We start from the raw sequence: 13,644 nt of genomic DNA, 5'->3' as shown, positions 1-13,644 counted from the left end.
GATGACCAGCCTGCGCTTGCAGAATGTGAAGAAGTCCTATGAGCACGTCAATGTCATTCATGGCATCGATCTGACGATCAACAGCGGCGAATTTGTGGTGTTTGTCGGCCCTTCCGGCTGCGGCAAATCGACGCTGTTACGGATGATCGCCGGGCTGGAGGAGATCAGCAGCGGTCAGCTGCTGATTGAGGGGCAAGATATGACGCAGCAGCCCGCCACCGAGCGCGGCATCGCGATGGTATTTCAGTCCTATGCGCTCTACCCCAACATGACGGTGCGCGGCAATCTGGCCTATCCGCTGGAGGTCATGAAAAAGTCCAAAGCGGAGATCAACCAGGCTATTGCGCGGACGGCAGCTCGGCTGCACCTGACGGAACTGCTCGACCGCCTGCCGCGTGCGCTTTCTGGCGGACAGCGGCAGCGCGTGGCGATTGGCCGCGCCATCATTCGTCATCCGCGTATTTTCCTGTTCGATGAACCGCTCTCCAACCTGGATGCCGAACTGCGTCTGCAGATGCGGATCGAGATCGCCCGCCTGCACGCCTCACTCGGTAACACCATGATTTATGTCACCCACGATCAGCTGGAGGCGATGACCCTGGCTGACCGCATCGTGGTGCTGCGTCAGGGCCGGATTGAGCAGGTCGGCGCGCCGCTGACGCTCTATCACGACCCGGATAATCTGTTTGTCGCCGGGTTTATCGGATCGCCGAAGATGAACTTTCTGCGCGCCGAAATCAGCGCGACAGGTGAAGGTGAAGTGCAGCTGCGGGTGCCGGAGCTGAAGATTGAGGGGCTGGTCATGCCCCTTGCGACTGCCTGCCGCGAGGGCCAGACCGTCACGCTGGGCATCCGTCCCGAGCATTTCCAGCCTGCCGCGCAGACGCCGGACGCCCTGCGTTTTCACGGCGAGCTGGCCTATGGCGAGATGCTGGGTCACACCAACTATCTCTACCTGGATATCGGACGTGAACAGATGCTGGTGGTGGAAGAGCGCGAGGCCACCCCGCGCGATCTCGGTGCGCAGGTAGAACTGGGCATCTCTGCCGCGCACTGCCTGCTGTTTGATGAGCAGGGTCTGCGCCTGCGTTAGGAGAAGCGCGGAAACAAAAACGGGCGCTTAGCGCCCGTTTTTATTCGAGTGTTAACTCAGGTGACCGGCTCTTCGTTGGCCTGGGCTGCCAGCAGATCGAGCAAGCGGTTAACGGCAAATCCCGCCGCGCCCAGCGCCCACATCCGGTTCGATTCCGTCAGAAACTGCAGCGGCGTCATCTGTGGTGTCAGTTTCAGCCGGTAGGCCTGAAAACTCTGGGTGATGTGATCGAGCAGAATGCGTGACGCCATGTGCGGCTCCATCGCCAGATAGACCACATCCGGATCGTAGGCCACCGACAGGTTCGCCAGCGAAATGCCCAGTTCACGTCCCGCCTCTTCCAGCGCCGCCAGCACCTCTGGCGTGGGCCGCTGATCCAGCGCCTGCAGCGTCACGCCCTCCGCATCCTGCTCCGCCACCCGCTGCAGAATGGCGCGCGAGGAGGCGACATCTTCCAGCAGGCGCAGCGAACCGTCGCCCACCAGCCCGTTACCAATCTCGCCCGCCTTGCCGTGACGACCGCGATAGAGCTGACGATTAAGGATGATCCCCGCGCCAATCCCTTTGCCGTAGGTGGCGATCACCGCCGACTGCGCATTGCCGAGCTGACCAAACACCAGCGCGGCCATGGCCATGGCGTTGGCGTCGTTTTCGATAAAGACCGGCAGCGAGAAGCGCTCTTCAAGCAGGCGCGCAATCGGAACGTTATCCCAGCCCAGCACCTTGGAGCGGATGCAATAGCCGTTTTCAGCATCGACCAGCCCCGACAGCGCCAGACCAATGGCCCCCACCCGCTTCTCCTCCACGCCGCGCAGAAATTTCGCCAGCGCATCGCCAAGCTGGCGCGGCGTCAGCGTGCCTTTTGGCATCTGCTGTTCACCCAGCAGATTGCCGCTGAGATCGGTCATGACGATCAGGTTGCGTTCCGCATTGAGCTGAATCCCAATCACGCTGGCGCGGTCGGGGTTGAGCCCCAGCAGGGTTTTTGGCCGCCCCATCGACACGCGACGCAGCCCCAGCTCCTGCACAATCTCCTGTGTCAGCAGGCGGTTAGTTGCCTGTGAGACGGTCGACATGCTCAGTCCGCTGCGAACTTTCAGATCTGACTGGCTGATTGGCGCATTTTCGACAATCAACCGCAGAATGCGCGCGGTTACGTTGGGAGCGGTCATAGATTCCTCGGGTTATCGGGCTGAGGCAGCTCAGCCCGCTTGAGATCGGTAATCGGCAGGCGTCAGCTGCTGCGCCAGGGTCAGCGCCCCGCTCAGGGCATCGCCCTGCGGCATCACCAGCCGGGCCTGAATATCTTCATCCAGCCAGCGCTGAATCGGTGCGGCCACGCCGCCCATCAGCGCCACCGGCCCGCTGCTCAGGGCGATCAGGCGTCGCACCATCAGGCCGATATCGGCGGCGGTCTGTTGCAGCAGCTCCTGAGCGTGGCTGTCACCCGCGTCGGCGGCTGCAAAAATCTGTGGCACCATGCGGGCCCAGTCAGCAGGCACCGCCGTGCGCGTCCAGAGCAGCATGGTTTCCGGGCTGTCGCCGAACTGCGCCATCAGCTGGCGGGTCAGGGAGCCGTGCGGAATGATCGACTCATGCGCCAGCAGCGCCAGACGCAGCGCGCGACGGCCCAGCTCCGCCCCCGACCCCTGATCGGAGAGGGCAAAGCCCCAGCCGCCAAGCAGCGTAAAGCGTTCGCCATCCCAGGCGGCGCCCTGACTGCCGGTGCCGATGATAAAGACCGCCCCAGGCTCGCCACCGTGCGCGCCCGCGCAGGCGATCTCCACATCGCTGACCACCTGCAACGCCGCGCAGGCGGGCTGCCAGCTTGCGAGGCGCGCCTGCACTGAGGCGACGTTAGCGCCGGCCAGCCCCGCCACCAGCGCGGTCTGTGCCAGCGCCTCTGCGGTGAGTCCCGCCTGGATAAATACCTGTTCAGTCAGTTGCCCGACACAGGTCAGGGCCGCATCATAATCTGACCAGACATTGGCGGGTCCACCGGTGCTTTCTGCCAGCAGGCGGCCCTGCCGATCGGTTAAGCGCGCGCGACACTGCGTTCCGCCGCCATCGATGCCAAGAAGATAGTGTGGTTGCACGCGCTTCCTTCCCTGATTAAGGGTTATAGCCATAATGAGCGAACGATAGGATAAAAAAACTTAAATCGCAATAACAAATAAATATGGTAAAAACATCATGACTATTTTTCCTTAATTTACATAAATATAACAAAAACCCATCCCGCAAAACGTGCAGCGCGATGTTGACATTACTTTTTCTGCCGTAATAAGTTGATGGTCAGATTATCAGCAGCCGCGCCCGACCGCTGGCGGGCTTTGCATCATCCGATCTCAGGAGCAGGGGTTTACCATGAAAGTAGGCATTATCGGTCTCGGCTTTCGTCTGTCCCACGTCATGAAAGAGTTCAGCAAGGCTGACGACAGCTTTTCCGTCGTGGGCTATTACGATCCGGCCCCCGCCGGATTGCCGAATCTGCACAACTTTGGTATTGCGCCCGGCCAGGCTTTTGCGTCTGTGGACGCCCTGCTGGCTCACGGCGGAATGGATGTGGTGCTGGTGGGTTCACCCAACTTTCTGCATCTGGAGCATGTGGGTCAGGCGCTGGCGGCAGGCTATACCGTCTTTACCGAAAAGCCGGTGGTAATTAATGAAGAGCAGACCATGGCGATGGCAAAGCTGGTGCGTCAGTATGGCGAGGCGCGCATTCTGGTCGGGCTGGTGCTGCGCTATTCACCGCTTTATCACGATCTGCTGGCTGCGCGCGATGCGGGCCAGCTGGGCGAAATCACCTCGATTGAGGCAACCGAACACATCAAGCCTTATCACGGTGCTTTCTTCCAGCGCGACTGGCGACGTCTGGAGAAGTATGCCGGTCCCTATATTCTGGAGAAGTGCTGCCACGACATCGATCTCTATCAGGGCCTGCTGCAGCGGCGTCCGACTCACGTCGCCAGCTTTGGTGGCCGGAAATCCTTTACCCCGGCTCACGCCCCGCAGGGGGCGATCACCCCTGAGTCGGAGCTCTATCACGTCAAACCCAGCGGCTGGTCCAGCACAGATGCGGTCTTCGACAGCGATGCCGACATTGTCGACTACCAGACCGCGCTGATTGAGTATGAGGGGGGAGCCACCCTCGCCTTCCACGCCAACCTGAACGTGCCGGATGAGTTCCGCCGTTTCTGCGTCATGGGCACTGACGGCATGGCGGAAGGCGACTTTGTGCGTAACTACTTCCGGGTGCACAACGCCCGCAGCGGTGAGAAAGAGGTCGATACCGCCTACAGCGGCAACGCTTATGATGGCCATTACGGCGCGGATGCGCTGATGGCTGAAGAGATCGTCAAACATATTAAACAGGGAACACCGCTGAAAGTCTCAGTGGTGGACGCGCTGGAAGCGGGCCTTACCGCCATCAAAATCGATGAGGCACGCAAAACCCGCAGCGTAGTGGACATGCGTGAAAGCTGGCTGACATTTGACGCCAACCTGGGAAAATCCGGGGCCTGACGGCCCCAGCCTCAGGGGCGGCCTCCCCCGCCGTCCCCGGCTTGTTACTGGCACTCTGACTGGTACTCTGCTGAACTGGCCTTCGGGCCAGTTACTTCTCAGGTGTTACGTTCGCTCAGTAAAACTGCCTCAGCGCTGACTCAATAGCCGCACCAATATTTCTTCTCTCTCAGCAGCCTGCCAGGGAGGGCGTTTTTGCGTCTTTGCGGAGGACATATGCTCCCTGAAGCCTGCGCTCAATTTATCAGCGATAACCTTCCTGACATCACAAGCGCATATAGCTGCCCTGGGTCAGACCGCATCCCCCTCATTCTCCAGCTTCTGCCGCCGCCGCAGATGCGGAAACAACTTCATCCACAGGGCCACCACCACCAGCGTACCGATCCCGCCAATCGCCGCCGCCGGGGCTGCGCCCATCCATGCTGCCAGCATCCCCGACTCAAACTCACCCAGCTGATTCGACGTATTGATGAAAATGGCGTTCACTGCATTCACCCGCCCGCGCATCGCATCCGGCGTATCCAGCTGCACCAGCGCACCGCGAATCACCATACTGACCATATCGAAACCGCCCAGCGCACACAGCGCGAGCAGCGACAACCACAGCTGCGTCGAGAGCGCGAACACCAGCGTGGCAACACCAAAGCCCGCCACCGAACCAAACATAATCATCCCGACATGCTTATCCAGCTTATGCCGGCTCAGCCAGATGCCGACCAGCAGCGCCCCCACAGAGGGCGCGCCCCGCAGCATCCCCAATCCCCACGGCCCGGTATGCAGAATATCTTTGGCAAAAATGGGCAGCAGCGCGGTCGCGCCACCCAGCAGGACGGCAAAGAGATCGAGCGAAATCACGCCCAGCACATCTTTGCGTTCGCGGATAAAGTGAATCCCGGCAAACAGATTCTTCATGTTCATCGGCAGGCGCGGCTGCAACGGGCGCTCATAGCGCAGCAGACTCACCAGCGTCAGCGAAATCAGATAGAACAGCGCAGACACGCCATACACCACATGCGGTCCCGCGACATAAAGCAGCCCGCCCAGCGTCGGTCCGACGATAACCGCCGCCTCGCCGCCCACCGAGTTCATCGCCATCGCCCGCGCCAGAATCGCGGGCGGCACCAGCGACGGCAGCATTGAGGACATCGAAGGCCACTCCAGCGCTTTCGCCACCGCAATCATAAATACCAGACCCCAGAGCGTAACCCGATCGGCGGTAGAGAATAAGGTAAGCACCACTAATGCCAGCAGCGCAGCAAATTCCACCAGCTGACCGAACAGCACGATACGCCGCCGGTCATACTGATCCGCCAGATGCCCTGCAGGCAGCGCCAGCAACACCGACGGCAGAAACTGCATTAAGCCGATCATCCCTAACGCCATCGCGCTGTCGGTCAGCGCATAGATCTGCCAGCTGATCGCCACCGAAAACATCTGAAAACCAAACGATGAACAGGTTCGTGCCAGCCAGAAGGCGACGAATGCCCGATGTCGCCACAGCGGCTCTTCCGCTGCAGATGCCATAAATCCCATGTCTTATCCCAAATTTGATGAGCCGTCCCGCGTCGTTGCGCGGTGTTATTTGTGCGGTCGATGAGGAACGTCAGATAACAGAGCGGATGAAGTATAATCGCGATGGTTTCCCCTCTGCTGCTCCCGGCGATAAATCGCCTTCCTGTCCATGCCGGGCCTGAAAAATCTCTCCTGATTATTACCAGCCTATTGGTCCCGACTATTGAATATATTCTACGTCATCATCAGACGCCAAAGGAATTATTGCTTCTGTGTCGAAGCGTTTATTTACGCTCCGCGACAATAAAAGGATGATTTGGATTAAGCAGATGATCTATATTTATTCACGCGTTTGGAAAATGCGACCGTTTATATGATTGATTATCAATAAATCCTTTTTTATTGCACGCCAAAGAGATAATGAAAAACAGTTTATATAACCCTTATGTTACTGAACCTATCCATCACGTTACGCGTAATGTCACGGGCATTTGCTATAGCGTGCCATATCTTCAGCAAAATCAGGACAGCCGCAATATACTTAATACAAACAACATTATTTCATTACACAACCAAATCGCTACTGAAGCAGCATTAATGATTGTCCCGGTAGAAGACTTTCGGCTGCAGGGAATGATTGCAGTTCCGGATGCTTATTCTCATTTACAGGATGGGCGAATCAGAATTGGTATTAATTATACCAGTTTAGCCGCACACCACGCCTCACTGCTTGAATTAACAGAGAAATTTGATTTCTGGCTTTATGATTTTGCTCCGCCCGGTGCAGACTGGCGACTGCTGGAATCCTTTCCTTTTTCCGGGATTGTTTTAACCGAAGCGTTCTTTAATGACAATTATGAAAAGTTTACCTTTCCTTTTTTCATGGCGACATTCCGTGAGAAAGGGGCCGAGGTGATCGTGCGAAGTCATACGCCGCCTTTAAGCGCTGAACAGTTTGCTGAGATAAATATTAGCGGCTGGCAACAGCAACGCTCGGACGGCGACCTGATTAGCTGCTGAACCACAAATCCTGCCCTCCGGCGTTAAGGGCACACGGCGGTGCGCTTAACGTCCATTAATCCCCCATAAAATGTCGCATTACTTCATTTGTTAAGCGCTTTGAGCTAAAAAAATCAAACCTTGATCTAATTTTGCTATAACATTTAACACAAAGGGAGCGTCTGTCTTAGCGGAAGAGATTCTCAAGAACACCCTTAATCATTTGTACTTGATAACTGGAAACAGCCTATCTGGTTGTTTTCGTATGTTTTATGGCAACAAAACGAGGTCGATATCATGGGGAAAAACTCCTCATCGTTTAGCGTAATTCGTTTCCTGACGATACTGTTCGCAGTACTGACGGGCGCGTTTATGCTGATTGGCGGTGGCTGGTTAGCCGCTATTGGTGGTTCCTGGTATTACGTTTTCGGCGGTGTGGTTATGCTCATCACCGCTTATCTGCTTTCCCGCCGTAAAAGCACCGCGCTGGTTCTCTATGCGCTGCTGCTGATCGGCACCCTGATCTGGGGCGTGTGGGAAGTCGGGACGGACTTCTGGGCGCTGGCGCCACGCACCGATGTGCTGGTGATTTTTGGTGTCTGGCTGATCCTGCCGTTTGTCTATCGCAGCGTTAACGCCGGTAGCAAAGCAGCACTGGGTACCATGGCTGTGGCGCTGATTGCCAGTGCGGCCGTGCTGGCCTACGCGGTATTCAACGATCCGCAGGTCATTAACGGTTCTGTGCCGGAAACCGCTGACAATGCGCAGCAGGCTGCACCGCTGAGCAACATCCCGGATGCTGACTGGCCCGCTTATGCGCGCGATCAGCAGGGAACCCGTTTCTCGCCGCTGAAGCAGATTAACCACGAGAACGTGAAAGAGTTGCAGGTTGCCTGGCAGTTCCAGACCGGCGACATGAAAACCCCTAACGATCCGGGCGAAATCACCGACGAAGTGACCCCGATTAAAATCCGCGACACCCTTTACCTCTGTTCGCCACACCAGATCCTGTTTGCGCTGGATGCGGCTACAGGTAAACAGAAGTGGAAGTTTGATCCGGCCATGAAGGTGAATCCGACCTTCCAGCACGTGACCTGCCGCGGCGTCTCCTACCACGAAGTGCCGGCAGCCGCTGATGCAGCAAACAGCCAGCCTGCGCTCTGCTCACGTCGTATCTATTTACCGGTTAACGATGGTCGTCTGTTTGCACTGGACGCCGAAACCGGCGAACGCTGCCCGACATTTGGCGTTAACGGCGAGCTGGATCTGCAGCACAAACAGCCTGTCACCACGCCGGGTCAGTATGAGCCGACCTCACCGCCGATCATTACCAACACCACCATCATCATGGCGGGTGCAGTCACCGATAACTACTCAACCCGCGAGCCTTCCGGCGTGATTCGTGGCTTTGATGTGAATACCGGTAAACTGCTGTGGGTCTTTGATCCGGGTGCAAAAGATCCGAATGCCATCCCGGCTGATGAACACACCTTTACCCTGAATTCACCGAACTCATGGGCACCGGCCGTTTACGATCCAAAACTGGATACCGTTTACCTGCCAATGGGCGTGAGCACACCGGACATCTGGGGCGGTAACCGCACACCAGAGCAGGAGCGTTACGCGAGCAGCGTGCTGGCGCTGAACGCCACCACCGGTAAGCTGGTCTGGTCTTATCAGACGGTGCATCACGACCTGTGGGATATGGATCTGCCGTCGCAGCCGACCCTGGCTGACATTACCGATAAAGATGGCAACACCGTCCCGGTGATCTACGCGCCGGCTAAAACCGGTAACATCTTCGTTCTGGATCGCCGCACCGGCAAGCCAGTGGTTCCGGCGTCAGAAACGCCAGTGCCACAGGGTGCCGCGAAAGGCGACCACGTTGCCGCCACGCAGCCCTACTCTGAGCTGACCTTCCGTCCGAAACAGAACCTCACGGACAAGGATATGTGGGGCGCGACGATGTTTGACCAGCTGGTGTGTCGCGTTATCTTCAAGCGTCTGCGCTATGAAGGTCCGTTCACGCCGCCATCTGAGCAGGGTACGCTGGTGTTCCCGGGCAACCTGGGTATGTTCGAATGGGGCGGTATCGCGGTCGATCCACATCGTCAGATTGCGATTGCTAACCCGATGGCGCTGCCGTTTGTCTCGAAACTGGTTCCGCGAGGTCCGGGTAACCCGATTGAGCCGCCGAAAGGCGCAGAGGGTGGTTCAGGGACTGAAACCGGTATTCAGCCGCAGTATGGCGTGCCGTTTGGCGTCGAACTGAATCCGTTCCTCTCTCCGTTTGGTCTGCCATGCAAACAGCCAGCCTGGGGTTACATCTCCGCGGTGGATCTGAAGACCAACGACGTCGTGTGGAAACAGCGTATCGGTACCGTTCGCGACAGCTCACCGGTTCCGCTGCCGTTCAAAATGGGTATGCCGATGCTGGGTGGTCCAATCACCACCGCAGGTAAGGTATTCTTCATTGGTGCGACCGCCGATAACTACCTGCGCGCGTTCAGCACCGACACCGGCGAGCTGCTGTGGCAGGCACGTCTGCCAGCAGGCGGCCAGGCGACCCCGATGACCTATGAAGTGAATGGCAAGCAGTACGTTGTCATCGCAGCAGGCGGTCACGGTTCGTTTGGTACCAAGCTGGGCGACTATGTGATTGCCTACGCACTGCCAGACCAGAAGTAATTCCAGCTTCGGTCAGTAACAAAAGGCGGACTCCGGTCCGCCTTTTTTGATCGCGTTACTTTTTCATTTCGCGCCAGTTGAGCCATGCGCAGAAGAGCATCACCGCGCAGGTCGCCAGAAATACCGGCCGCATCCCGAACGTCCCGCCGACCACTCCACCGAACAGCGGACCGCTGACCTGACCCACATATTGTGCCGAAGTGGAATAACCGAGCATCCGTCCGACCTGCGAGCCCGGTACGCTATGACGGATAATCGCCGTGATGCATGGCATCAGGCCGCCCAGCGCCATCCCCATCAGAAAGCGCAGCAGCACCAGCTGCCAGGCCGCCGTGATAAACGCCTGCGGGATCAGCAGCACGCCGCTCAGCAGTAATCCCCCTGTCAGAACCCGCCAGTGTCCGACGCGATCGGCCAGGCGACCGAGCCGCGGTGCCGCCAGTACCGTGCCCAGCGCGGCGGCGGACATCACGATCCCGGCCATCAGGGTGATCTGATGTTCACCCTGAACAAACTCGCCGACGTAGAGCGTAATAATCGGTTCAATCGACATGCTGGCAAAAATCAGCAACATGCCGGAAAGCCACATCAGCCGCACCAGGCGGTGATTGACCGGCGGCTCTGCCGGCATCGGTGAAGGACGATCGCAGGCGGTGATGCTGGCTCGCGGCTGCTCTCTGAGTAAAAAGGTGGTGGCGAGGAAGGCAAGAAAAATTACCGCGCCGGTCAGCCAGAAGGTCTGCCGGATGCCAATCAGCGGCGGCAGCAGGCCACCCAGCAGCGGCCCGACCACGTTGCCGGCCATAATGCCGGAGGAGAGGACGCCCAGCGCCCAGCCTGTCTGCGCTTTGGGCGTCTGCGCCGCCACCAGAATGGTCGACCCCGACGCGTAGCCACCCAGCAGCCCCGCCAGCAGACGCAGCGCCACCAGCTGCCACGGCGCCGTCGCCATGCCAATCAGCGACATCGCAATCGCCATGCCGAGGCTGGCCCGAATCAGCATCAGCTTGCGACCGTAACGATCAGCCAGCCGGCCCCACAGCGGTGCCGTCAGCGCGGCACTGAAAAAGGTCGCCCCATACGCCAGGCCGGACCAGCGCGCAATGGCGGCGGGCTGCTCAACGCCAAGCTGCTTAACATAGAGCGGCAGAAAGGGCAGCAGCAGCGTCATCGCCACGATAGTGGTAAAAGATCCGACGACGCAGACCGCTAAATTACGTTTCCAGTGGTGAAACGCTGCCGTTTCGGGTGAGTGTTGCATAGCCATATCCCTTGAGTGAGCAGGGATACAGGCTAACCAGGGCGGCGGATTAACAACAGCGACGCCGCGATAGTTACTCTGTGGCGATGATTGTTGTCAGCAGGCAACAATCAGCCTGTGCTCAGCGCCGCAACCAGCGCATCGCTCAGCAGCGTGACGGGCGACGCCGTTTCCGGGGTGTCGTGCAGCAGCAGATAGCTTTGCAGACGATCCATCTGCCACTCCGGCAACAGCTGCTGAATATCACCCCGCCCGACCGCCTCCTGTGCCATGTAGGCGGGCAGATAGGCGATACCGCTGCCGGCCAGGGCCGCATTCAGCAGCGCCATGCTGTTATTGGCGCGAAAGCGACTGCGTACATCCAGCGCCAGTCGCTGCTTATCGCGGCGGAACGGCAGCGCAGCGGTGTGGGCCGGGCCATGAAACAGCAGAAGGTCGTGACGTGGCAGCATCCCGGGGTGAGTGATAGCCGGACGCTGTGCCAGATAAGCAGGCGCGGCATAGAGCCCCCAGTCGATATCACTCAGCAGCCGGAAGTTGCCCTGACGCGGTGCCCGGGATCGGATCACAATCGCCAGATCATCCTGATCGTCCAGCTGATCCTGGCTGCGATCGGTGAGATCGAGATCAACGTTGATATGCAGATGGCGGCGCAGAAAGCGATTAACGACAGGCACTACGCACTGACAGCCGAACGTGACGGGCGCCTGCAGCCTGACATGACCGGCGGCCTGCTGATGCAACTGCTGAACGAACGCCTCGGCGCGCTGCGCTTCCGCCAGCATACGGACACAATAGGGGTAGTACGCCTGCCCCAGCTCGGTCAGCGCCAGCCGCCGGGTGGTGCGCTGCAGCAGCCGGATACCGAGCCTGAGTTCCAGCCGGGCGATCTCCCGGCTGACATGCGATTTGGACCAGCCCAGTGCGCGAGCGGCCTCGCTGAAACTCTGTAACTCCACCACCCGTGCGAATACCAGCATGGCGGTTAAATTCGCGCCATTTTCCATGTTTCCCGACTCCGACAGTAAGGGGATGCAGGCAACAAACTAGCACGTTCAGACGGGGGGACTGTGGCGAGGAGGCAAAAAAAACAGGGCGATAACAGCCGAAGCGAGGGTAATGCGCGGAGTGACCTTTCCGTCTGCCTGCCGTGACGGAAAGGCCTTGTCAGGCATCAGCTGGCCATCGCCAGCGGGAACAGCAGTCGATCTGGCTCGACGCGACGCTGGCGGCGCAACTGGCCCGGCGTCACCATAAAGTAATTTTTAAAGGTCCGGGTGTAGGCCTGCTGGGTATCAAAACCGTAGTTCATTGCCACCTGCAGAATCGCTTCGTTGCTGCTCAGTAGCGTGAGCGCCGACTCCGTCAGGCGACGCTGACGGATATATTCTGCCAGGGAAAAGCCGGTGTGCTGGCGAAACAGGCGTTGCAGATGCCAGCGCGAATAGCCTGAGCGGCGCGCCACCTCATCCAGATGCAGATCGTGTCCTAAGTTGTTCTCTATCCAGTCCAGCAGACTCCGAATAAACTCGCGCTGATTCATGGTTCCTCCTGTTCAAGCTGATGTGCAGTGGAACCACTCTACCCGCTAAAATTTATCCCTTAATTAGCAGAAAATTAGCGCAGAATTAGCAAGGGGTGAAACGGAGGTGAGAGGGTGTGGCCAGCGGGGGCTTTGAGTAAAAATCTGTCGTGAGATTACTGTTAGAAAAGAGAGGCATTTAAAACTCATTTAGTCAGCAGCTTTTATTACATTCCTGTTTTATTAATTTTTTATATCAAAACAGGAGCCGAAGCCCCTGCACATCTAATCTCTACACTTAAGTTTTTTTACAGCAGCCAGATGCACTGAAAAACCTTGAGCACAAAAAAATAGTCAGTTTAACAAACGTAGTCAGTGTAGCGATTGTAACGACCATTTTTGATGCATTTTCTGGCATAGCATACCAGCCTTCATACGAAACGCCTGCGCCACTCAAAAACATTGCGCCCACTAATATGCTAACCAATATAGATAGATAGCGTACTATTTTTTGCATAAAACCCTCAGCCATCATTTATCATGAAGACTAATTTCACCAGGTGCATTGACCACCAATACTGTTACCAGCATTGTAGTTTCCAGAATTATTAAAACACGAACCAATACCACCACCAATCGCACTTGCCACAGCTGAGCCCGGACCACCTACTGAACCACTAATCATCCCACCGAGGATGCCATTGAGACAGCCCACCATTTCAGGATGTGCAGCCACAACCTGAATTACGCCATTACTTGGACCAAACAGATTACCGGATTGACTGGACTTATTACCATGCTGACTGGCATAAGCTGATGCCCCAGCATAGGCAGGGTCGTATGCACCGCTTGCACCAGTAACCAAAAGCAAATGACTATTTTCTAAGATCTTCATTTAACAAACTCCTTCTGTTTTTTATTAATGGCAAACCCTGTTGCCAGAAATTTATATCAATTAAATATTCCATGTGCAAAGAGTTATTACCCTTATTAAAATTTATAAAATAAATTTCCTTATCAAAGAGATGGGTGAAAAAAGATGTC

11 protein-coding genes are annotated in these 13,644 nt (G+C 57.2%); 4 read left to right on the top strand and 7 right to left on the bottom strand.

Annotated elements, in window-relative coordinates:
- The first annotated feature begins 1 nt into the window (after nt 1).
- Nucleotides 2–1,093, top strand: a complete 1,092-nt coding sequence (locus F3I47_RS10330) for an ABC transporter ATP-binding protein (protein ID WP_150028743.1) — start codon at nt 2–4, stop codon at nt 1,091–1,093.
- Nucleotides 1,094–1,149: 56 nt separating this feature from the next.
- On the opposite strand, the gene F3I47_RS10325 is transcribed toward F3I47_RS10330, so the two are convergent.
- Entirely contained in the window at nt 1,150–2,265 is a 1,116-nt protein-coding gene (locus F3I47_RS10325; protein WP_150028744.1) for an ROK family transcriptional regulator, read from the bottom strand.
- A gap of 30 nt (nt 2,266–2,295) precedes the next feature.
- Nucleotides 2,296–3,189, bottom strand: a complete 894-nt coding sequence (locus F3I47_RS10320) for a BadF/BadG/BcrA/BcrD ATPase family protein (protein WP_150028745.1) — start codon at nt 3,187–3,189, stop codon at nt 2,296–2,298.
- Between the two features lie 271 nt (nt 3,190–3,460).
- Between F3I47_RS10320 and F3I47_RS10315 the strand changes: the two genes are divergently transcribed.
- The gene (locus F3I47_RS10315; protein ID WP_150028746.1) at nt 3,461–4,618 is read left to right on the top strand and encodes a Gfo/Idh/MocA family protein; all 1,158 of its coding nucleotides are present in this window, start codon (nt 3,461–3,463) and stop codon (nt 4,616–4,618) included.
- A 291-nt stretch (nt 4,619–4,909) separates the two neighbouring features.
- Here the strand turns inward: F3I47_RS10315 and F3I47_RS10310 are convergent, their stop codons facing one another.
- Nucleotides 4,910–6,151 (bottom strand): MFS transporter, encoded by a 1,242-nt coding sequence (locus F3I47_RS10310; RefSeq protein WP_033736437.1) that lies wholly within the window; start codon nt 6,149–6,151, stop codon nt 4,910–4,912.
- 399 nt (nt 6,152–6,550) lie between these two features.
- On the opposite strand from F3I47_RS10310, the gene F3I47_RS10305 reads away from it, so the two are divergent.
- Both F3I47_RS10305 and F3I47_RS10300 read left to right on the top strand, forming a co-directional pair.
- Nucleotides 6,551–7,150: a hypothetical protein gene (locus F3I47_RS10305; RefSeq protein WP_033736438.1), complete on the top strand. Its 600-nt coding sequence runs from the start codon at nt 6,551–6,553 to the stop codon at nt 7,148–7,150.
- A 276-nt stretch (nt 7,151–7,426) separates the two neighbouring features.
- A complete protein-coding gene (locus F3I47_RS10300; protein WP_150028747.1) occupies nt 7,427–9,817 on the top strand; it encodes a glucose/quinate/shikimate family membrane-bound PQQ-dependent dehydrogenase in 2,391 nt (796 codons plus the stop codon).
- 55 nt (nt 9,818–9,872) lie between these two features.
- Here F3I47_RS10300 and F3I47_RS10295 read toward each other — a convergent pair whose 3' ends face one another.
- From F3I47_RS10295 to F3I47_RS10280, 4 genes are all read right to left on the bottom strand, one after another.
- Nucleotides 9,873–11,078 carry an MFS transporter gene (locus tag F3I47_RS10295; RefSeq protein WP_150028748.1) on the bottom strand — a complete coding sequence of 402 codons (1,206 nt, stop codon included), beginning with the start codon at nt 11,076–11,078 and terminating at the stop codon, nt 9,873–9,875.
- Nucleotides 11,079–11,188: 110 nt separating this feature from the next.
- Nucleotides 11,189–12,085 (bottom strand): LysR family transcriptional regulator, encoded by an 897-nt coding sequence (locus F3I47_RS10290; RefSeq protein ID WP_150028749.1) that lies wholly within the window; start codon nt 12,083–12,085, stop codon nt 11,189–11,191.
- Nucleotides 12,086–12,252: 167 nt separating this feature from the next.
- A complete protein-coding gene (locus F3I47_RS10285; protein WP_009092546.1) occupies nt 12,253–12,621 on the bottom strand; it encodes a helix-turn-helix domain-containing protein in 369 nt (122 codons plus the stop codon).
- 532 nt (nt 12,622–13,153) lie between these two features.
- Nucleotides 13,154–13,495 (bottom strand): hypothetical protein, encoded by a 342-nt coding sequence (locus tag F3I47_RS10280; RefSeq protein ID WP_140922760.1) that lies wholly within the window; start codon nt 13,493–13,495, stop codon nt 13,154–13,156.
- Nucleotides 13,496–13,644 lie beyond the last annotated feature (149 nt).

It is taken from the genome of Pantoea sp. M_10 (genome assembly GCF_008631515.1).
GTDB classification, from domain to species: domain Bacteria; phylum Pseudomonadota; class Gammaproteobacteria; order Enterobacterales; family Enterobacteriaceae; genus Pantoea; species Pantoea anthophila.
This window is presented reverse-complemented; position numbering and strand designations above follow the sequence as displayed.